This window comes from Nocardioides lijunqiniae, assembly GCF_015024225.1.
Taxonomy (GTDB): Bacteria; Actinomycetota; Actinomycetes; order Propionibacteriales; family Nocardioidaceae; genus Nocardioides; species Nocardioides lijunqiniae.
Genome location: NZ_JACJGM010000001.1, coordinates 433028 through 452990, shown reverse-complemented (window position 1 = coordinate 452990; position 19963 = coordinate 433028). Strand labels below are relative to the sequence as shown.

General features: G+C 71.8%; 18 protein-coding genes and 1 tRNA gene. 3 read left to right on the top strand and 16 right to left on the bottom strand.

Annotated features, from left to right (window positions below; translation table 11 throughout):
- Positions 1–37 precede the first annotated feature (37 nt).
- The 8 genes from IRQ30_RS02155 to IRQ30_RS02120 form a co-directional block, all read right to left on the bottom strand.
- The gene (locus IRQ30_RS02155) at positions 38–859 is read right to left on the bottom strand and encodes an inositol monophosphatase family protein (RefSeq protein WP_193611388.1); all 822 of its coding nucleotides are present in this window, start codon (positions 857–859) and stop codon (positions 38–40) included.
- 876 nt (positions 860–1735) lie between these two features.
- A complete protein-coding gene (locus IRQ30_RS02150; protein ID WP_193611387.1) occupies positions 1736–2692 on the bottom strand; it encodes an IS481 family transposase in 957 nt (318 codons plus the stop codon).
- A gap of 261 nt (positions 2693–2953) precedes the next feature.
- Positions 2954–3547 carry an aminoacyl-tRNA hydrolase gene (gene pth, locus IRQ30_RS02145; RefSeq protein ID WP_193611386.1) on the bottom strand — a complete coding sequence of 198 codons (594 nt, stop codon included), beginning with the start codon at positions 3545–3547 and terminating at the stop codon, positions 2954–2956.
- 83 nt (positions 3548–3630) lie between these two features.
- A complete protein-coding gene (locus IRQ30_RS02140) occupies positions 3631–4314 on the bottom strand; it encodes a 50S ribosomal protein L25/general stress protein Ctc (RefSeq protein ID WP_193611385.1) in 684 nt (227 codons plus the stop codon).
- A gap of 163 nt (positions 4315–4477) precedes the next feature.
- Positions 4478–5458: a ribose-phosphate diphosphokinase gene (locus IRQ30_RS02135; protein ID WP_476703677.1), complete on the bottom strand. Its 981-nt coding sequence runs from the start codon at positions 5456–5458 to the stop codon at positions 4478–4480.
- A gap of 58 nt (positions 5459–5516) precedes the next feature.
- Complete coding sequence (gene glmU, locus IRQ30_RS02130; RefSeq protein ID WP_193611384.1) at positions 5517–6980, bottom strand: bifunctional UDP-N-acetylglucosamine diphosphorylase/glucosamine-1-phosphate N-acetyltransferase GlmU; 1464 nt, start codon at positions 6978–6980, stop codon at positions 5517–5519.
- A 134-nt stretch (positions 6981–7114) separates the two neighbouring features.
- Positions 7115–8212, bottom strand: coding sequence for a ScyD/ScyE family protein (locus tag IRQ30_RS02125; RefSeq protein ID WP_193611383.1), 1098 nt, complete (start codon positions 8210–8212; stop codon positions 7115–7117).
- A gap of 107 nt (positions 8213–8319) precedes the next feature.
- Positions 8320–9300, bottom strand: a complete 981-nt coding sequence (locus tag IRQ30_RS02120) for a hypothetical protein (protein ID WP_193611382.1) — start codon at positions 9298–9300, stop codon at positions 8320–8322.
- Between the two features lie 182 nt (positions 9301–9482).
- On the opposite strand from IRQ30_RS02120, the gene IRQ30_RS02115 reads away from it, so the two are divergent.
- Complete coding sequence (locus IRQ30_RS02115; protein ID WP_193611381.1) at positions 9483–11438, top strand: fibronectin type III domain-containing protein; 1956 nt, start codon at positions 9483–9485, stop codon at positions 11436–11438.
- A gap of 78 nt (positions 11439–11516) precedes the next feature.
- On the opposite strand, the gene IRQ30_RS02110 is transcribed toward IRQ30_RS02115, so the two are convergent.
- The 4 genes from IRQ30_RS02110 to IRQ30_RS02095 form a co-directional block, all read right to left on the bottom strand.
- A tRNA-Gln gene (locus IRQ30_RS02110) sits at positions 11517–11595 on the bottom strand.
- Positions 11596–11625: 30 nt separating this feature from the next.
- On the bottom strand, positions 11626–11880 hold the full coding sequence (locus IRQ30_RS02105) for a DUF6752 domain-containing protein (RefSeq protein WP_227466765.1): 255 nt from the start codon (positions 11878–11880) through the stop codon (positions 11626–11628).
- Positions 11877–13508 (bottom strand): class I SAM-dependent methyltransferase, encoded by a 1632-nt coding sequence (locus tag IRQ30_RS02100; RefSeq protein ID WP_193611380.1) that lies wholly within the window; start codon positions 13506–13508, stop codon positions 11877–11879. Before IRQ30_RS02100 ends, IRQ30_RS02105 begins: the two co-directional genes overlap by 4 nt.
- Positions 13505–13939 (bottom strand): adenylyltransferase/cytidyltransferase family protein, encoded by a 435-nt coding sequence (locus IRQ30_RS02095; protein WP_193611379.1) that lies wholly within the window; start codon positions 13937–13939, stop codon positions 13505–13507. Before IRQ30_RS02095 ends, IRQ30_RS02100 begins: the two co-directional genes overlap by 4 nt.
- Before the next feature lie 106 nt (positions 13940–14045).
- Here IRQ30_RS02095 and IRQ30_RS02090 point away from each other — a divergent pair, with 106 nt between their 5' ends.
- Together IRQ30_RS02090 and IRQ30_RS02085 are read left to right on the top strand one after the other, a co-directional pair.
- Entirely contained in the window at positions 14046–15197 is a 1152-nt protein-coding gene (locus IRQ30_RS02090; RefSeq protein WP_193611378.1) for an ATP-dependent DNA ligase, read from the top strand.
- Positions 15190–15732 (top strand): hypothetical protein, encoded by a 543-nt coding sequence (locus tag IRQ30_RS02085; protein WP_193611377.1) that lies wholly within the window; start codon positions 15190–15192, stop codon positions 15730–15732. The genes IRQ30_RS02090 and IRQ30_RS02085 overlap by 8 nt, the downstream gene beginning before the upstream one ends.
- Before the next feature lie 339 nt (positions 15733–16071).
- On the opposite strand, the gene IRQ30_RS02080 is transcribed toward IRQ30_RS02085, so the two are convergent.
- The 4 genes from IRQ30_RS02080 to IRQ30_RS02065 are packed head-to-tail and all read right to left on the bottom strand — an operon-like array spanning position 16072 to position 19896.
- Entirely contained in the window at positions 16072–17154 is a 1083-nt protein-coding gene (locus IRQ30_RS02080) for a DNA polymerase domain-containing protein (RefSeq protein WP_193611376.1), read from the bottom strand.
- Between the two features lie 9 nt (positions 17155–17163).
- The gene (locus IRQ30_RS02075) at positions 17164–17574 is read right to left on the bottom strand and encodes a hypothetical protein (protein ID WP_193611375.1); all 411 of its coding nucleotides are present in this window, start codon (positions 17572–17574) and stop codon (positions 17164–17166) included.
- Positions 17574–18815: a fatty acid desaturase family protein gene (locus IRQ30_RS02070; protein ID WP_193611374.1), complete on the bottom strand. Its 1242-nt coding sequence runs from the start codon at positions 18813–18815 to the stop codon at positions 17574–17576. The genes IRQ30_RS02075 and IRQ30_RS02070 overlap by 1 nt, the downstream gene beginning before the upstream one ends.
- A 10-nt stretch (positions 18816–18825) precedes the next feature.
- Positions 18826–19896, bottom strand: a complete 1071-nt coding sequence (locus IRQ30_RS02065; RefSeq protein ID WP_338089527.1) for a ferredoxin reductase — start codon at positions 19894–19896, stop codon at positions 18826–18828.
- Between the last annotated feature and the right edge of the window lie 67 nt (positions 19897–19963).

Here is a 19963-nt window from a genome sequence, read left to right as displayed (position 1 = left end):
GCCCAGACCACCCCGGTGGTCGAGCAGCCGCCAGGTCTCAGCCGGCGGAGGTGACCCCGTGCCGCTCGACGAAGTCGAGGATCTGCTCGGCCAGCTCGGGCCGGCACACGATCAGGTCGGGCAGGTAGACGTCGTCCTGGTTGTAGAGCAGGGGCGAGCCGTCGATGCGGCTGGTGAACAGGCCGGCGGCCTGCGCGACGGCCACCGGGGCGGCCGAGTCCCACTCGAACTGCCCGCCAGCGTGCACGTAGGCGTCGGTGACGTCGCGCACCACCGACATCACCTTCACTCCGGCCGACCCCATCGGGACGAGCTCGGCGTCGATCTCCTGGGCCAGCTTCTGCACGAACGCCGGCGGGCGGCTGCGCGACACGGCGATGCGCGGACGCTCCGAGGTCCACGGCGCCACGACGGGAGGCTGCCCGGTGTTGAACGTCTCCCCCAGCGCAGGCTGGGCCACCGCACCCGCGGTGAGCTCACCCTCGTGCTCGCCGTCGGGCGTGCGCTCCCACAGGGCGACGTGGACGGCCCAGTCGTCGCGCGGCGGCTCGGAGAACTCGCGCGTCCCGTCGAGCGGGTCCACGATCCACACCGCGTCGGCCGAAAGCCTGTGGGCCTTGTCGGCTGACTTCTCGGCGGCCTCCTCCGACAGGACGGCGTCGTCCGGACGGTGCTCGGCCAGCAGCGCCACCAGCAGCTCGTGGGCGGCGGCGTCGCCGGCGTCCTTGAGCTCCTTGCCCTCCAGCCCCTGCGTCCGCACCTCGAGCAGCCGGCGCCCGGCCTCCTCGGCCAGCCAGGTGGCCAGCACGTGGTCGTCGGTGGCTGCTGCCTCGGGCGGGGTGCCGGCTTCGAAAGTCACGGAGCCACCCTAACGACCAGCGTTGCAGGGGTGGGCGTGACACCGCAGCGAGCCTCGAACCCACGAACCGGTGGTCGAGCAGCGAGGAGCGCCAGCGACGAGCGTCCGTCGAGACCCGGTGACCCGACCGCCGAGCTGATCCCACGGTGGTTGAGGTGCGAGCGCCAGCGAGCCTCGAAACCACCCACCGGTGGTCGAGCAGCGAGGAGCGCCAGCGACGAGCGCCAGCGACGAGCGCCAGCGACGAGCGCCCGTCGAGACCCGGTGAGCCGAACGCCCAGCGGCGACCCACGGTGGTTGAGGTGCGAGCGCCAGCGAGCCTCGAAACCACCCACCGGTGGTCGAGCAGCGAGGAGCGCCAGCGACGAGCGTCCGTCGAGACCCGGTGACCCGAACGCCGAGCCGACCCCACGGTGGTTGAGGTGCGAGCGCAGCGAGCCTCGAAACCACTCACGGTGTGCGTGGCTGGTGTGGGCCCGCGCGCTAGCAGCCCGGGTCTCCCGGGCCGCTTTGGCGGCGCACGGGCGGCGGCGGCTTCGCCGCGCCGCCCGCAAACAGCGCGGGCCCTGCCTATCGGTCACCTACGTCGGCAGTTCGCGCCTGACGCCAGCCTCTCCACGCTCGGCCGGGCGCGGGCAGGGACGAACTGCCGACGCTGAATGTCGGTAGTCGCACCACCAGTCACACCAGCCCCACCAGAGGTGCCGCGCTTTGCGCGGGCGGCGCGGGCGGAGCCCGTGTCCGCCCCGTGCGCCGTCAAGCCGGTCGAGAGAGGCTCCGGGTCAAGGACGCCCGAAGGGCGCCGCGAAGCGGGCGCCGCAGGCGATCCTTGACGCGGAGACGCGACCGGCTAAGTGTGTCCGGCCACGAGGTTGGTCACAGTCGGCTGATGGGTGGGAGTCCTCCGATGGCGCTGTGGCGGCGTTGAGTGTTGTAGTCCTCGAGCCAGATGGCAAGGGCGGCGGTTCGCTGGTCGTTGGTGGTGAAGACCTGGCGGTAGGCCCACTCGGTGAGCAGGGTGCGGTTGAGGCGTTCGACCTTGCCGTTCTGCCAGGGGCAGTGGGGCTTGATGAAGATCTGCTTGATGCAGAGTTCCTCGCAGATCTCGCGTAGCGAGAAGTGGTAGGCGAAGGCGTTGTCGGTCATCAGCTGGCTGATCCGCAGGATCCCGTGCTCGGCGAAGTAGGCCGCCGCACGGGCCAGGAAGCCAGCGCAGGTGGATCCGGTCTCGTCCGGGAGGACCTCGCAGTAGGCCAGGCGTGAGTGGTCATCGACCAGGCTGTGGACGTAGTCGTAGCCGATGGGCTCGTCCTTGTGGCGTTGGCGGCTGCTCGCGGCTGTGCCGTGGGCCCGCCAGCCCCCGCCTTCAGGGATCCGGCCGAGCTTCTTGACGTCCATGTGGGCCAGATCGCCGGGGCGGGCACGTTCGTAGCGCACTGCGCCCTGCCACGAGGCCCGGATCACGGCGCCGGTGATCGGGTCACACGCCGCGAGCGGGGGTAGGCCGCGGCGGGTGAGGATCCGCGACACGGTGCGCGCCGGCACCCCTGACTCGGCGGCGATCCAGTCCCGCCCGCGGCGTTCGCGGCGTCGTAGCTCGACCACCCGGTCCTCGACCTCTTCGCTGGTCTGCGTGGGGCAGTGGTGAGGGCGCGAGGAGCGGTCCTCCAGGCCTGGCGGTCCTTCGGTGGCGTAGCGCTCGAGCCACTTGCGCACGCACTTGCGTGAGATGCCCATCGCGGCGGCGATATAGGCCTGTTTCCAGCCCTGCTCGTATCGGCTCACGATCAGCAGCCGGCCTTCGGGGGTGAGTTTGGCCTTACGGTGAGCCACGAGGACCTCCGGTGTGGTGCGGGACCTAGACAAGCCACACACCAGCCGGGGGTTCTCCCTGCGTCAAGAGCCGATCACCTGCCACCAACGTCCTGGCCGGACACAGCTACGCGCGCGGCACCCCAGTCCGGCCCCGAGGCAGCAGTCAGAGGTGCGGGGGTCTCGACGGGCGCTCGTCGCTGGCGCTCCTCGCTGCTCGACCACCGGTAAGTGGTTTCGAGGCTCGCTGCGCTCGCACTCAACCACCGGAGGGCGGGCGGGTCAGGAGTTGTAGCGCTGCTGGGTGCGCTCGAGGCCCTCGAGGACCAGGGACTCGACCGCGTCGGCGGCGGTGTCGACCTGGAAGGGGAGCTCCTTGCGCTCGACCTTGCTGTAGTCGGAGAGCACGAAGTCGGCGACGTCCTGGCGACCGGGCGGGCGGCCGATCCCGGCACGGACCCGGTAGAAGTCCCCGGTGCCGAGCGAGGAGCGCATCGACTTCAGTCCGTTGTGGCCGTTGTCGCCGCCGCCGAGCTTGGTGCGCAGGGTGCCGAAGGCGATGTCGAGCTCGTCGTGGATCGCGACGATGTGGTCCGGCGGCACCTTGTAGAAGGTGGCCAGCGCCTTGACCGGGCCGCCGACCTCGTTCATGTAGGAGCGCGGGCGGGCCAGCACGATGCGCGGACCCTCGGTGCCCGGAGGACCGAGCCGCCCCTCGACGACGTCGGAGCGTCCGGTCTTGTGGGCGCGGAACGAGCCGCCGAGGCGGTGGGCCAGCTCGTCGAGGACGAGGTAGCCGATGTTGTGGCGGTGTCCGGCGTACTTCTCACCGGGGTTGCCCAGCCCGACCACGAGCCAGAGATCGGCGGTGGTCACGGCTGGGCCCTCCTCGGCGGGTGTCCCGGCGGTGGCCGAGACGGGTGAGATGAGTCGGCCCAGGTACCACCTGAGCCGACGGATCACTCGCTGTCGGCCGGGGCGTCCTCGGCCGGGGCGTCGCCCTCGGCGGCCTCGGTCGCGGCGGCGTCCTCGTCGGACTCCTCGCGCTCGATGCCGGCCTCGGCCTCGGCCTCCTCCAGCTCGGCCTCGAGGGCCTCGGCGGAGATCTGCTCGGTGACGTTGACGATCAGGGTGTCGGCGTCGATGAGCAGCGTCGAGCCCGACGGCAGCTTCAGGTCGGAGGCGAGGATCTGGGTGCCGGCGGTGGCGCCGTCGATGTCGACGTCGATCTGCTCGGGGATGTGCGTGGCCTCGGCCTCGAGCTGGACGGTGGCGTTCTCGGTGACGACCAGGGTCTCGCGGACGGCCTCGCCGACCAGGTTGACCGGGACGTCGACCGTGACCTTCTCGCCGCGGCGGACGGCCACGAAGTCGATGTGCTCGAGGGTGCGGCGGATCGGGTCGACCTGCACCTCACGCGTCAGCGCCAGCTGGGTGTCGCCGTCGATGTCGAGCTCGAGCAGCGCGTTGGCGCCGCCGTGCTTGAGCGCCATCATCGTGGCGTGGCCCGGCAGGGTGATGTGGATGGGGTCGTTGCCGTGGCCGTAGACGACGGCCGGGACCTTGTTCTCGCGGCGGATGCGGCGGGCCGCGCCCTTGCCGAACTCGGTGCGGGACTCGGCCTGGATCTTCTCTGCGGACATGGTGATCTCCTCTGCGTGGGCGTGTGGGGCCGGGGCGGAGAGCACGAGAGCCGCGCGACAGCGCGGCTCGAGAAGGGCCGGCCCTGTCGATCACGGAGCTGGAGGCTCCCTCGCCGAGGCAACTTGCCGATCTTAGACAACGCGCCGGGCAGGGCGCCAATCGTCAGGCGTGACCGTCGAACATCGAGGTGACGGAGCCGTCCTCGAAGACCTCACGGATGGCGCGGGCGACCAGCGGCGCGATGGACAGGCACGTCAGCTTGTCGAACTCGCGGTCGTCGGTGAGCGGGAGGGTGTTGGTGACGACGACCTCGGTGGCCGGCGAGTTCTTGAGCCGGTCGACCGCGGGGTCGGAGAGGATCGCGTGGGTCGCGGCGATGATGACGCCCTTGGCCCCGTCGGCCATGAGCGCGTCGGCGGCCTTCACGATGGTGCCGCCGGTGTCGATCATGTCGTCGACCAGCACGCACATGCGGCCCTTGACGTCGCCCACGACGCGGTTGGCCACGGTCTCGTTGGGGCGGTCGGTGCGGCGGCTCTTGTGGATGAACGCCAGCGGCGCGCCGCCCAGGCGGGCCGACCAGCGCTCGGCGACCTTGATCCGGCCGGCGTCGGGCGAGACCACGGCCATCTGCTGGTTGCCGTACTTCTCCAGCACGTAGTCGGCCAGGATCGGCAGCGCCATCAGGTGGTCGACGGGGCCGTCGAAGAAGCCCTGGATCTGGTCGGCGTGCAGGTCGACGGTGATCAGCCGGTCGGCGCCGGCAGTCTTGAAGAGGTCGGCCATGAGCCGCGCGGAGATCGGCTCGCGGCCGCGGTGCTTCTTGTCCTGGCGGGCGTAGCCGTAGAACGGCATGACCACGGTGATCCGCTTGGCGCTCGCCCGCTTCAGGGCGTCGACCATGATCAGGTGCTCCATGATCCACTCGTTGATCGGAGCCGTGTGGCTCTGGATCACGAAGGCGTCGCAGCCGCGGACCGACTCCTCGAAGCGCACGTAGATCTCGGAGTTCGCGAACTCGTAGGCCGACTGCGGGACCAGGTCGGTCTCGAGGATGGAGGCCACCTCTTCGGCGAGCACGGGATGCGCCCGGCCACTGAAGATCATGAGGTTCTTCTCGGTGGCCCGCTTCATTCCGGTCACGTCGTCGTGCTCCAAGCTCGCGGAGGGGTGTCGCAGCGATTCTGCCCGCAGCGGGCGCTCAGCCCAACTCGGGGTCGTCCTCGTGAGACGTGACGTCGGACTCGCGCGACGCCGCCTCGGCGGCCGCGGCCTGGGCGGTGCCGGGCCGCCTGGACTGGGCCCAGCCGGGGAGGTTGCGCTGGGGCCCGGCACTGACCGCGAGGGCGCCCGGCGGGACGTCACGGCGTACGACGGTCCCGGCGCCCGTGGCGGCCCCGTCGCCGACCTCGACCGGCGCCACGAACGTGTTGTTGGACGCCGTCCGGGCGTGCTTGCCGATCGTCGTGCGGTGCTTGGCCACGCCGTCGTAGTTGGCGAAGATCGTGCCCGCGCCGATGTTGGTGCCCTCGCCGATCTCGGCGTCGCCGACGTAGGACAGGTGCGGCACCTTGGCGCCGTCGCCGATGTCGGCGTTCTTGGTCTCGACGAAGCCGCCGATCTTGCCGCCCTTGCCGAGCCTGGTGCCGGGGCGCAGGTAGGAGAACGGGCCGACCGTCGCCTCCGGGCCGATCACCGCGAGCTCGCCGTGGGTGCGCACGACCCGGGCTCCCTCACCGATCTCGCAGTCCTTGAGGGTGCAGTCGGGTCCGATCACCGCGTCCTCGGCGACGACCGTGGCGCCCAGGAGCTGGGTTCCGGGCAGGATCGTGACGTCCTGCGCGAGCACCACGTCGGCGTCGATCCAGGTCGTCGCCGGGTCCATGACCGTGACGCCCTCGCGCATCCACCCGCTCACGATCCGGCGGTTGAGCTCGTGCCCCAGCAGGGCCAGCTCCTCGCGGTCGTTGGCCCCCTCGGTCTGCCACGGGTCGTCGATGGCGTGCGCCCCGACGGTGAGGCCGGCGTCGCGGGCCAGCTGGACCATGTCGGTGAGGTAGTACTCGCCCTTGGCGTTGTCGTTGCCGATGCGGGGCAGCGCCTCCACGAGGAAGGCGGCGTCGAAGGCGAGGATGCCGGAGTTGATCTCGGCGATCTCGCGCTGGTCGGCGGAGGCGTCCTTCTCCTCCACGATCGCCTCGACGTCGCCGTCGCGGTCACGCACGACCCGGCCGTAGCCGAACGGGTCGGCCACCACGGCGGTCAGCACGCTGACCGCGCGCTCCGCGGCCTCGTGCTCGGCGGCGAACGCCTGCAGGCTCTCGCCCCGGAGCAGCGGGGTGTCGCCGGTGGCGACGATGACCGTGCCGGAGCCGAGGTCGGAGACCGCCTCCACGGCCATCCGTACGGCGTGGCCGGTGCCCTGCTGCTCCTCCTGCACGGCCAGCACGACGTCGGGCAGCAGCTCCTGGATGTGGGCGCCCACGCGCTCGCGCTGGTGGCCCACCACGGCCACCACACGCCGCGGCTCGACGGCGCTCACGGCGTTGAGGACGTGACCGATCATGCTCCGCCCGCCCACCGGGTGCAGGACCTTCATGGTCTTGGACCTCATCCGGGTGCCGCCGCCTGCGGCGAGCACGATCACGGTCACGTTGCTGGGCAAGGCTGATCCTCCGGGGTTCGACGTCCGGCTCACTCTAGTGCCGCGCCGGGCGGGGCGATCGCGACCGGCGCCACCCGCTCCTGCGCGCGCCCGCGTCCGGCGCGGACCACCCGCGCCGGACGTGGACGCCTGCGTCAGCGGATCTTCGTCAGCGCCCCGGAACCGAAGACCGGGCCGGTGAGGTAGATGCCGCGCCCTACGTCGACCCCTCCGGGCAGCACCAGGCGGCCCTTAGCCAGCTCCTTGGCGCGGACGTGGTGGCCGTGCCTCGTCAGGCGGAACAGCGCGCCGATCTCCGCGCCCGGCACGGGCTCCTCCGCCTCGACCGCGAGCCAGCTCAGCTTGGACAGCGAGACCGCGTAGACCGAGCGCCGGTCGGCGCCGAGGTCGACGATGGAGGTCAGGCCGTCGGCGTAGCGCGTGCACCGGCCCCGCCACGGCTTCTCGGGATCGCAGACCGCACCGACCGAGCCCGGCTTGATCCGCCAGACCTGCGAGGTGCCCGGGGTGGCCGGGAAGCCGCGCAGCTCTCCGACGTACCAGTAGCCGTCGGGTCCGACCGTGACCGAGGTCGACACCGCCTCGCTCGGCACCTGCTCCTCGGGCAGCGGGATCCCGTCCGGGACGTCCACCACACGCGGCTTGAAGCGGGCCACCGTCCGCACCGTGCCGTCGGGCCACCACCGCAGGAGGTCGTTGCCGGCGGCGTCGGCGATCAGCACGCTGCCGTCCCTGAGCGCGGCCAGCCCGAACGGGTTGCTGTCGGTCGGGAGCTGCTCGAGGTCGTCGGGGTCGGGGTCGCCGACCTGGTAGGCGGCGACGTCCAGCACCGGCTTCGGCGCGTCGTACCCGTGACGCCACTCGTAGAGGGTCGAGGAGCCCTCGACCGGCGGGCTGCCCGGCTCCCCGGCCGCACCGGTGAGCAGGAAGACCCGGCCTCGCCGGCCTGCGGCGATCGCCGGGGCGAAGCCGCCGGGGACGCTGCCGAGCTCGACGACCTTCGGCGGCCGGTGCCGGCGCTCGACGACGAGGCTGAAGCTGCCGTCGCTCTCGGTGACCAGCGTGCGTCCGCGCCCGAGCGTGTCCACGCCCCTCGGTCCGTCGAGCCCGTCGACGACCGTGCGCAGCCGGTCGTGCTGGTGGGAGTGGCCCTGACCCGCGAGGGCGGGGGCGAGTGTGGCGATCAGCAGCGCGGTCGTGGCGGCCGCCGTGGTTCTGACGATCCTTCTCATGCGTGTCTCCTGCTCCGGTTGACCCCGTGTGACCCCCTCGGAGCCACGTAATACCGGTGCCGCCGCAGGCGCATCGCCCAATTTGACGAAGGCAGGTGCGCGGAGGCTCAGCGCGGGCGCGCGGTGGCCCAGGCGACGCCGAGCTCGAGCATGGAGCCGACGCCGAAGTGCGACATCGCCTCGGAGAGCCGACGCCGGCCGGTGCGCTCGGAGATGCCGAGCGCGCGCGAGGCCGCCTCGAGGGTGGCTCCGCTGTTCATGAGCGTGAGGAGGGGGTCCCACCCGGCGGACTCGGCGCGCGCGGGCACGGCGCGCTCCCACATCCGCTCGAACATCCAGCTGGCCATGCCGGCGACCGCGCGGTTGCGCACCGACATCACCGATGTGGGCCAGCTCTCGCCCCAGACCAGCGGCAGCGCCACGGTGCTCTCGTCGGTGATCCAGAACCAGCTGGGGGGCTGGGCCATCAGGCGGATCTCCACGCCGGCCTCCAGCTCCTGCGCCAGTCGCTCCTGCGCCGCCGGGTGGATCGCGTCGGCCAGGGAGCCCAGCACGCGTGCCCGGCGCCCCTCCCCCTGGCTGGCCTCGTGCCAGACCCGCTGCATGGCCGGGTCGGCGACGTAGAGCTGGGAGGCGTCGGGCAGCACGACGTCGGTGCGCAGCGACGGCTCCTTGGCCTGCTTGACGTGCCACAGCTCGACCACGGCCTCGGGGCCGTGGAAGACCTCGACGTCGGCGAGCTGCTGGCCGGCGCCGCCGGTGTCCCAGTCACGGGTGAGCGCCGGGAGCTGGCCCACGACCTCGGCCAGGTCGGCCAGACGCCGCAGGACCTCGGCGCTCAGGTCACTCGACCGGCGGCGTACGACGTCGGCCACGACCTGGTCGGGGGCGGTGTAGCGCACCTGGTCGCCCTGGACGGCGAGGTAGCCGTCCGAGGCGAGAACCTCCAGGTCACGGCGTACGGCGGTCTCCTCACGCATCGCGAGCGCCGCAAGCTCGGAGACGGTGTGCGCCCTGGCGCGGAAGCCGATGCCCAACAGCTCGAAGACGCGACTGTCCGGCGAACCGCCGAGTCGGTCGGGAGACATGGGGTGATCGTGGCATGCCGTCAGCCAACCCCGCCTGAGGGGTCCTGGCGCGTCCCTTTGCGGCCATGGCACCGATCGGACAGGCCGGTCCCTGCCATGGCCGGATTCGGCCACCCATTTCAGCCCGGAGGGGCCCAAGATCCGTGACGAGGCCAATCCGGCCCGATCTCTGGAGGACCAGCATGCACGCACCCCGGGCCACCGCGCCCCGCTCGCGACGAGTCGTCGCCGGGCTCGCCGCCACCGCCGTCGTGAGCGCGGGGCTCGCCTGCATGGGCACGGCCAACGCCGCCGAGCCGGACTTCCCGCAGACCCTGGCCTTCACCCCCGTCGACGTCGAGGCGAGCGCCGGCGGCGTCTACGCGACCGGCTACGTCGGCGTGGACACGAACGAGGACTACGTCTGGGACGAGGTCACCGGCTACGTCCAGGCCGTCGGCACCGGCGAGCGGATCAGCCTCGGCGAGGGCACCCAGCCGAGCGCGATGGACGTGTCGAGCGACGGCGACTACCTCGTCATCATCGGCACCCAGAAGCAGCAGGGCGAGGGCGACGAGACCTACGACGCACCCGTCGCGTGGTTCGTCGGCACGGAGAACATGAACGTCACCGGGCCCAGCCTGGTCGAGGGCAAGAACCCCTACGCCGTGGCCTTCGGGAGCGCCGGCTACTACGTCGCCTACACCGGCTGGAACGGCGGCGCGGGCGTCTACAGCCCCGGGCGGGACGTCGCCCTCCCCGAGGGCGTGCAGCCCTCCCACCTCGCCACGTTGCCGGGAGCGGGAGGCACCGACGAGGTCGTCGTGGGCGCCACCGACTTCTCCGACGAGGGAGAGGCCCTCGGCACCCTCCGCACCATCTCCAGCGACGGCACGGTCGGCGACCGCCGCATCCTCGGTCCGGACGACGACCTCCGCGGCGGCATCGTCAGCATGGACGTCGACGAGGTGAACCGCCTCACCTACGCGGTGTCCGTCCGCGACATGGAGGACGGCCCCCAGGAGTACGGCCTCAACGTCATCGGTCCCGACACCGACGAGTACGTGCCGCTGCCCGACCCGGTCTCCGGCGTGTCCGTCTCCCCCGACGGCGAGACCGTCTTCCTCTCGGGCGGCGGCTCCATCGGGGCCTACGACGCCGACGCGCTCGACTCCTACGTCGGCGACAGCTCCCCGCCGTACGCCTACCTCGGCGGCGACGGCATCGGCCAGATGGACGTCGCGCCCACCGGCCGCCTCTACGTCACCGCGGAGCACGAGGTCAGCGAGGACCCCGAGGTCAGCCAGGTGGTCAGCAAGGTGCACGCCATCGAGGCGCCCAGCGCCCCGACCAACCTCCGGGCAGTGGCGTCCGAAGCGACCAGCTCCAGCCTCGTCGCCCGCTGGACCGCCGCCACCGACACCGGCGGCGTCCCCGCCGACAACGTGCACTACCGGGTCACCCTCCAGGACAACGCCGGCGGCCAGCCGGTCGTCAAGGAGGTCTACGACACGGAGTACCAGTTCGACGACCTCACCGAGGGTCACAACTACACGCTCACCGTGGCCACGACCAACGGCCTCTTCACCTCCACGCCCGTCGAGGCCGGCTACACCGTGGCCCCCTCGGTCGCTCACCCCTCGGCGATCAACATCCGCGGCCGGGTGGCCGTGGGCTCCACCCTCTCGCTGGCCAACACCGGCTCGTGGGCGCCCGGCACCGCACTCACCTACGCCTGGTACGCCGACGACCGGGTGGTCTCGACCGCTCCCACGCTGCGCCTGACCAAGGCGCACCTCGGCCGGAGCGTCTTTGCCATGGTCCGCGGCACCAAGGAGGGTCTGGCGCCCGCCGTCGTCTACACCGACCCCACCCCGAGCGTGGCGCTGGGCACGCTCGCCGCCCGCGTCCCGACCGTCACGGGCAAGGCCAAGGTCGGCAAGGTGCTCACCGCCAAGGCCGCCGGCTGGACCGCCGGCACCCGGCTGACCTACCAGTGGCTCGCCAACGGCAAGGCCATCAAGGGAGCCAAGGCGGCCCGCCTCAAGCTCAAGGGCGCCCAGGCCGGCAAGAAGATCACGGTCAAGGTGACCGGCACCCAGGCCGGCTACCGCACCGCCTCGAAGACCAGCAAGGCCACCGCGAAGGTCAAGCGCTGACGCTGACCTCGCCTCTCGACTGCGGCTCCACGTCCTCATGGGGGGGACGTGGAGCCGCTGTCGTTGCGGCACGTGACGCTCCCCGGGTAGGAGTCGAACCTACGTCGCTAGTCCTGATTCAAAGTCAGGCGGGCCCTGCCGGCAGACCAACCGGGGATAGGGGCACCACGATAGAGCGCCCGGACCGTCAGAGACGGACGCGGTAGTCGGCGAGCGCCTGCCGCACCCGCTCCTCGTCCCGGTCGGCGACCGGCAGCAGCAGCTCGCCGACGACGTCGGTGAGCTCGGCGATGCGGCGGTTGAGCTGCCGGTTCTCCTGCACCTCCGCCTCCAGGGCCGCGAGGCGGGCGAACACGCCGAGGCCGGGACGCCGGCGCAGCCGGGCGGCGCGGTCGCGCCCGACCGCCAGCCGGGAGCGGATCGGGTCGAGGGGGCTGGTCATGGGGTGGTCCTCTCAGCAGTGGTGCGATGGGCACGAGCATGGGCATCACGCAGGGGCCAGGCGACGCGCATGCGGCAGACGGCGGGGTCCGGGAGGTCGAAGAGGTCCTCGCCGGGGCCGAGCTCCTCGTGCTCGATGACCCCGCCCGCCGCCTCGACCTCACGCCGTACGACGTCGGGCGCGAGGCGCCGCACGAGTCCGCCCGGCTGCGGCTCCGGCAGGTCTCCCCCTGCGTCGGCGGCGAACTCCAGGAGCAGCAGCCCGCCGTGCCCTCGCAGCGCCATGCGCGAGAGCCGCCAGAGGTTGGCGCGAGCCGCCTCGTCGAGGCAGCCGAGGAGGTGCCGGGCGTAGAGGTGGGACTCGGCGCGCGCCAGCTCGGCGCCGGTCACGAGGACGCTGCGCAGCTCGTTGAGGACGAGCAGCCGCGCCTCGACCGGCAGCTCCCGGCGCCTCGCACGGCGCGCCAGGCGGCTTCGCGCGGCGCGAGAGAAGTCGTAGGCCAGCACCGACCGGCCGCGGGTGGCGAGCCACAGGGCGTCGCGACCGGTGCCGGCGCCGAGGTCGGTCACCGGCTCTCCGGCGGGCAGCTGCCGGTGCGCCCACCGCGCGAACGACGACCGGCGCCGCGGCACGCGCCGCGCCTCCTCGCCCTGGTGGAAGGCGGTCCACCGGCCCATGTCCGTGCGGAAGCCGCGCAGCCAACCGTCCAGGCGCCGCACGCCGGCGACCGGGTCGGCGTACTTGAACGCCGGGTCGGGCACCCGCCAGCCGGGGCCGTAGACGAACGCGAGCATCTCCTCGGGGCGCGCCGGGGCCGGCAGCTCGACGCCGTGCAGCTCGACCGTCGACAGCGGCAGGATCGCCGACTCCGGCAGGCGTCCGCTGCGGTTGCCGAGCTGGTAGAACGTCCCGTCGACGCGGAACGCCACGAAGACGTCGATGTGGCACACCCGCCCGTCGCTCAGCGGCAGCAGCAGCTTGAGGTCGCCTCCCGACATCCGCAGGAGGCTCCAGCCCAGGTCGCGCAGGATGCGCTCGACGCGGTAGGACTCCAGGATCAGGTCGGCCGGCGAGGTGTGGACGCTGAGGTAGCACACGTCGGTGTCGGAGTCGTGCGCGATCATCGCGCCGTCCCGCACGGCACCGAGCAGCGCGCCGTAGTTGAGGTACGCCGTTACGCCGCAGGCCTCGCGGAGGTCGGTCAGCGCGCGCCGGGTGCCGGCCAGGATCTCGTCGCGCACGCCGGAGTCGGTCGCGGAGAACGCACGCCCCAGGTGGCCCACCTTGTCCACGGCCAGCGGCAGTCCCTGGGCGTCGACGACCGCGATGCGCCCGTCACCCTGGCCGTCACCCTGGCCCAGCCGCACCTCCTCGTCGAGGAGCACGTGCTCCCCGCTGACGTCGGCGACCCGCACCCGGGTCCAGCCGGCGAGGTACGGCCGCAGCACCTCCGGCCACGGCACGAGCACACCACCGCGGTGGGACCGGCCGTCTCGGGCCGCGGTGAAGGCCCAGACGTAGCGCCCGTCCAGGCTGACGACCAGCGGCCCCTCGACCGGCGTGCGCACGAGCACGCCGGCGTCGTCGACCCGGGCCCCGGTCGCGCCCCGCACGGGCGCCGTCGTCACGACGCCGGCCTGGACGCCGCGATCACCGCGCGCAGCTGCGTGCTGGACGTGTGCACCGTGTAGGGGAAGTAGACGACCTCGACCCCGAGCGGGGCGAGCAGCCGCTCGAGGGCGTCGCCGCGCTCCGTGCCGCGCCAGTCGTCGCCCTTGAAGACGCGGTGGAAGCCGACCTGGGCCCACGCGTCGCGCTTGTCCGGCGTGGTCTCGGCGTACGTCGCGTCCACGATGCCGATGGCGTCCACGATCGCGAGCCGCTCCTCCAGCGGCACGAAGGGGACCGTGCCCTTGGCCTGGTGGCACATCTCGTCCGACACCACGCCGGCGACCAGCACGTCGCACTGCTCGCGCGCCTGACGCAGCACGTTGAGGTGGCCGACGTGGAAGAGGTCGTAGACGCCCGGCACGTACCCGATCGACGGACCTGTGCTCACTGCCGCTCTCCCTTATTCGTCATACTCAAGTGACTTACTCTACTTCACGGTGCAGTCGATCCGCACCCGACCCGCAGTGGACCCGCGGTGCAATAGCCTCGGGGGCGTGGACCTGCCCGTGATGCCGCCCGTCCAGCCGATGCTCGCCAAGGCCGTCGCCGGCGTGCCCGACCCCGCCAAGCACGGCGGCCTGGTCTTCGAGCCGAAGTGGGACGGCTTCCGCTGCCTGGTCTTCCGCGACGGCGACGAGGTCGAGCTGACGAGCCGCAACACCAAGCCGCTCACGCGCTACTTCCCCGAGGTGGTCGAGGCGATCAAGAAGCAGCTGCCAGAGCGCTGCGTCGTCGACGGCGAGCTCTTCGTCGCGAGCGTCTCCCCCGACGGCGACCGGCTGGAGTTCGAGGTGCTCCAGGAGCGCATCCACCCCGCGCAGTCCCGCGTCACGATGCTGAGCGAGACCACGCCCGCGGGCTTCGTGATCTTCGACCTGTTGGCGCTCGGCGACGAGTCGTACGTCGACCGGCCGCTGCGGGAGCGGCGCGCGGCGCTGGAGGAGTCGTTCTCCGGACTCGAAGGGCCCTGCTACCTCACCCGCACGACCGACGACCCGGCGGTGGCCCAGGAGTGGTTCACCACGTTCGAGGGCGCCGGGCTGGACGGCGTGATCGCCAAGCCGCTGGACGCGCCCTACACCCCCAACGGCCGCACGATGATGAAGGTCAAGCACGAGCGCACCGCCGACGTCGTCGTCTGCGGCTACCGCGAGCACAAGACCAGCACCCCGGAGCAGCCCCTCCTGGGCAGCCTGCTGCTCGGGCTGTACGCCGACGGGCAGCTGCAGCACGTCGGTGTGAGCGCGTCCTTCACCCAGAAGCGCCGCGCCGAGCTCATCGAGGAGCTCCAGCCCCTCGTCTGCGACATCGCCGACCACCCGTGGTCGGCCTGGGCCGGACCCGAGAGCCCCCAGGCGATCGCCAACCCCGACCGCGTGCCCGGCACCCAGAGCCGCTGGAGCGCCGGCAAGGATCTGAGCTTCACGCCGCTGCGCCCCGAGCGCGTGCTGGAGGTCAAGTACGACGCCATGGAGGGCCGCCGCTTCCGCCACACCGCCCACTTCAAGCGCTGGCGGCCCGACCGCGACCCGGAGTCGTGCGGCTACGACCAACTGGAGCAGCCCGTCCGCTACGACCTCGCTAGTGTTCTCAGTGCTCGACCGAGCTCGACCACCGACAACGCCAGGGGAGACACAGATGGCTGACTACGACGTCGTGCTGCTGATCGAGCAGGAGCTCACGCCGGTGGACGCCGCCCAGGTGCGCTCACTCCACGAGGGGCTCGACGACCCCGTGACCTACCACGTGCTCCTGCCGCTCGAGGACGCCGCGGCCCGCATCGAGGCCTCGATGGGCTCGCTCTCGGCCGGCGAGATGCTGGCCTCCCCCGCCATGTCGATGAGCGACGTCGACCTCGACGCCGTACGCAAGGACTGCGAGGAGCGCTCCGACCGCGAGCTGCGCCACACCCTCGAGTCGCTCACCGCCGCCGGCGCGACCATCGGCAGCAGCACCGTCGTCACCGACCCGCCGATCGACGCCCTGGCCGCCAAGGTCTCCGAGGTCGACGGACGCGAGGCGATCATCCTCACCCGCCCGCACGTCGTCGCGGAGTTCTTCCACCTCGACTGGACCAGCCAGGCCCGCCGCAAGATCGGCGTGCCCGTCCTGCACCTGCTGGAGCACGAGAGCTTCGACGAGCAGGCGGGCGGCACCGGCGAGGGCGTCACCGGCGTCTGAGCGGCGTCCGACCGACGTCTGACCGGGCCCGAGCAGCGCCTCGACCCGTCGCCCCCACCCGTCACGGGCGTCACGTCGACCCCACGATCGGGCCGAATGTGGCAATCGTGTGTACTTCCTGTTGATTTCGGTTGTAAGACGGCTACCTAGATTATGTGGATCGAAACAACGAATTCGTGTGGCTGGGGGGAGCACGAAGTCGCGGTCTCGAGGAAGCAAGGATCCCGCTCCGGCCGTGAGGCCGCGGCCGGCGCCGGGTGCGCCACCGGATCAGCCAGGAGCCCCGTCCAACCACTCCGCGAGGAGTGACCGGGCGGGGCTTCCGTGCGTCCGACCGGCTCAGGCCTCGACGCGGTTGCCGTCCTCGTCCCAGTGGGACTCCACCTTCTTGCTGGGCTGCACGCGCGGCGGCTCTCCGGGCATCTTCGGGTGGTCGGGCGGGTAGTTGAGCTCGCCGCCCGGCAGCTCCTCCCACAGCGCCAGCAGCGGCTCCAGCGAGTAGGCCTCGTCGTCGATGCCGGCCCACGGGTCACCGTCGGCGAGCCGCTCGGGGACGGTGAAGAGGTTGAAGACGCGGGGGTCGCTCACCTGCGCCAGCTCGTCCCAGTGCAGCGGCGTGGAGACCGGCGCGCCGGGGATCGGCCGCAGCGAGTAGGCCGAGGCGATCGTGCGGTCGCGGGTGTTCTGGTTGAAGTCGACGAAGATCCGCTCGCCGCGCTCCTCCTTCCACCAGGCCGTGGTCACCTGGTCGTCGCGCCGCTCCAGCGCACGCCCGAAGCCGATCGCCGCGTGGCGGACCTCCGCGAACTCCCACTCCGGGCGGATCCGCACGTAGACGTGGATCCCGCGGTTGCCCGAGGTCTTCACGAAACCCTTCAGCCCGAGCTCCTCCAGCAGCTCCCGGGCCACCCCGGCGACGCGCACGGCGTCGCCGAAGCCGGTGCCGGGCTGGGGGTCGAGGTCGATGCGCAGCTCGTCGGGCCGGTCGACGTCGCTGCGCCGCACCGGCCAGGGGTGGAAGGTCAGCGTGCCCATGTGGGCGCACCAGACGGGCACCGCGATCTCGGTGGGCACGATCTCCTCGGCGGTGCGCCCCGACGGGAAGGTGATCTCGACGCTCTCCAGGTAGTCGGGCGCCCCCTTAGGCACCCGCTTCTGGTAGAACGCGTCGGCCTTCTCCCCCGGTCGCCCCGTCGCCAGCGTGATCTCCGGGCGCACACCGGCGGGCCAGCGCTCCAGCGCGGTCGGCCGGTCGCGCAGCGCGCGCATGAGGCCGTCGTCGACGCTGGCGAAGTACTGCGCCACCATCAGCTTGGTGACCTCGGGCGTGGTGTCGGTGGCCTCGTAGATCACCCGGTCGGGGCTGGACACGCGCACCGCGCGTCCTCCGGCGTCGACCTCGGCGGCTGGCGGCTTGGGCATGGAGCCAAACTAGCCCGACAGCACCCGGGTGAGCTGGAAGGTCGGCCGCCGGTCCTCGTCGTCGCGCCCGGGCCGCACGAACTCGAAGCTGGCGGTGGTCACCACCACCCACGAGGCGAGCGGCTCGTCCTGGCCGAGCACCGCCTCGCCCACCCCGTCGTACGCCGCCAGCAGGGCCGTGGCGCACTCCTCGTGCGTGGGCGGGAAGTGGAAGGCGTTGCGGCCCTCCTCGGCGGGCGATCCGAGGAACGCGATCGGCCGGCCGAGGCCGGTGCCGCAGACACCGCACACGCGGCTCAGCGCGCACTGCGTGACCCGGCGCTTGTCCAGCTGCGTCGGAGAGGAGCAGGCGAACGGCACCGGCACCCCCAGCCGGGGGTCGCGGGGCAGCTCGGCGAAGGTGGTGGGCGCGGCGTCCATCAGTCGTGCTCCCGCTCGCGGCGGCTGCGGGCGTAGGCGCCCAGCTCGCGACGTCGCGGCTGGCGCTCCTCGTCGGAGCGGCGCTTGCGGTCGCGCGGCGGCTCGTTCGCGGTGTCGCGGCGCTCCGGCGGGGCCGGGTCGTCCGAGGACGTCATGTGGTTGGGCAGCGACAGCTTCATGATCGTGCGCAGCGCCTGGCCGTACTGCCGGTGCAGCGGTCCGATCGTGTAGGGGATGTCGTACTTGTCGCACAGCGCCCGCACCTTCACCGCGATCTCCGGATAGCGGTTGCTCGGGAGGTCGGGGAAGAGGTGGTGCTCGATCTGGTAGCCGAGGCTGCCGCTGAGCACGTGGAGCGTGCGCCCGCCCTCGAAGTTGGCGGAGCCCAGCATCTGGCGCAGGTACCACTCCGCGCGGGTCTCGTCCTCGAGCTCCTCCTCGGTGAAGTGCATCGCCCCGTCGGGGAAGTGGCCGCAGAAGATGATCATGTAGGACCACAGGTTGCGCGCCAGGTTGGCGCTGGCGTTGGTGACCAGCGTGGTCCTCCACTGCCGGCCGGAGAGCGCGGGGTAGACGACGTAGTCCTTGAGGATCTGGTTGCGGCCCTTGCGCAGGATCTGGCGCAGCTGCCGCTTCATCTCCTTCGGGTCCTTCTCGCCCTTGCGGATCCGCTCGAGGTCCAGGTCGTGGAGCGCGACGCCCCACTGGAAGAGCGAGGCCAGCAGCGCGTTGTAGACGGGCTGCCCCAGGTAGTAGGGGTGCCACTTCTGCTCGCGCGCCATCCGCAGGATGCCGTAGCCCACGTCGTTGTCGTGGCCGAGCACGTTGGTGAACTGGTGGTGCACGTAGTTGTGCGAGTGCTTCCACTGCTCGGCCGGCTGCGCGGTGTCCCACTCCCAGTTGCTGGAGTGGATCTCCGGGTCGTTCATCCAGTCCCACTGGCCGTGCATGACGTTGTGGCCGATCTCCATGTTCTCGAGGATCTTGGCCAGGCCGAGCAGGCTCCCGCCGAGCACGGCGGCCGGCACGCGGGTGCGGCGCGACTGGGTGCCGGCCATCAGCGTGACCCGGCCGGCGGCGGCGAGGCCGCGCTGGAGCTTGATCATCCGGATGATGTACGCCGCGTCGTCGGAGTTGCGGGACTCCTCGATGTCGGCGCGGATCGCGTCGAGCTCGCGGCCGAGCTGCTCGACCTCCTCCTCGGTGAGGTGGGTGTACTCCTTGACGTCGGCGATGGCCATCGTGATCTCCTTAGATGTCGAGGGTGCAGTCACCGACGGCGGCGGTGACACAGGTCTGGACGGGCTCGTTGGGCTGGCCGAACTCGTCGCCGCTGCGCAGGTCGCGGAGGGTGCCGGAGACGAGGGTGACGGTGCAGGTGTGGCAGATGCCCATGCGGCAGCCGTAGGGCATGCCGACACCGGCCTGCTCCCCCGCCTCCAGGATGGTCGTGGCCCCGTCGGCCTCGACCGTCTTGCTGGAGTTGCGGAACGTGACGGTGCCGCCCTCACCGCCCTCGCCACCGAGCTCGAGGGAGAAGCGCTCGACGTGCAGGCGCTCCTCGAGGTCGACCGACTCCCAGTGCTCGGTCACGGCGTCGAGCATCGGGCCCGGGCCGCAGGCCCAGGTCTCGCGTCCGTGCCAGTCGTCGCAGACCGCGTCGAGCTCCTGGAGGTCCAGCATCCCGTCGAGGTCGGTGTGGAGCTGGTGGAAGGTGAACGACTCGTGCTTCTCGGCCAGCGCGGCCAGCTCGTCGCGGAAGATCATCCGCTCCGGCGTGGTCGAGGAGTAGTGCAGGACGACGTCGGGCATGGTGCCGCGGCGGTCCAGCGTGCGCAGCATCGCCATGACCGGGGTGATCCCGCTGCCGCCGACCAGGAAGAGCAGCCGCTCCGGCGGCGGGTCGGGCATCACGAAGTCGCCCTCGGGCTTGGCCAGGCGCACGATCGTGCCGGGCTCGAGGCCGTTGACGAGGTGCGCGGACAGCAGCCCCTCGGGCATGGCCCGGACGGTGATCGAGATGGTGCGCCCGTCGCGCCGCGGTGGCGAGCTGACGGAGTACGACCGCCACTGGAAGCGGCCCTCGACCTGGACGCCGATGCCGACGTACTGGCCGGGGCGGTGCTCGTAGTGCCATCCCCAGCCGGGCCGGATCACCAGCGTCGCGGCGTCCTCGGTCTCGGGGACCACCTTCTCGATGCGCCCGCGCAGCTCCCGTGAGCTCCACAGCGGGTTCAGCAACGAGAGGTAGTCGTCGGGGTGCAGCGGCGTGGTCAGCTTGGACCCGGCTCGCCGGACCCGCTCCCAGGGAATGGTCGTCACGTGCTTCAGTGAACATGTGTTGACTGAAACCGTCAACCAGCCGGAGGGGTGACTTGGGTCGCCCCTT

What these genes read in the sequence shown, in the direction of transcription:
- IRQ30_RS02115 (WP_193611381.1), top strand. Translation starts at nt 9,483, where the DNA reads ATGCACGCACCCCGGGCCACCGCGCCCCGCTCGCGACGAGTCGTCGCC.
- IRQ30_RS02125 (WP_193611383.1), bottom strand. Translation starts at nt 8,212, where the DNA reads ATGAGAAGGATCGTCAGAACCACGGCGGCCGCCACGACCGCGCTGCTG.
- IRQ30_RS02080 (WP_193611376.1), bottom strand. Translation starts at nt 17,154, where the DNA reads ATGCCCAAGCCGCCAGCCGCCGAGGTCGACGCCGGAGGACGCGCGGTG.
- IRQ30_RS02075 (WP_193611375.1), bottom strand. Translation starts at nt 17,574, where the DNA reads ATGGACGCCGCGCCCACCACCTTCGCCGAGCTGCCCCGCGACCCCCGG.
- IRQ30_RS02085 (WP_193611377.1), top strand. Translation starts at nt 15,190, where the DNA reads ATGGCTGACTACGACGTCGTGCTGCTGATCGAGCAGGAGCTCACGCCG.
- IRQ30_RS02120 (WP_193611382.1), bottom strand. Translation starts at nt 9,300, where the DNA reads ATGTCTCCCGACCGACTCGGCGGTTCGCCGGACAGTCGCGTCTTCGAG.
- IRQ30_RS02140 (WP_193611385.1), bottom strand. Translation starts at nt 4,314, where the DNA reads ATGTCCGCAGAGAAGATCCAGGCCGAGTCCCGCACCGAGTTCGGCAAG.
- IRQ30_RS02070 (WP_193611374.1), bottom strand. Translation starts at nt 18,815, where the DNA reads ATGGCCATCGCCGACGTCAAGGAGTACACCCACCTCACCGAGGAGGAG.
- IRQ30_RS02105 (WP_227466765.1), bottom strand. Translation starts at nt 11,880, where the DNA reads ATGACCAGCCCCCTCGACCCGATCCGCTCCCGGCTGGCGGTCGGGCGC.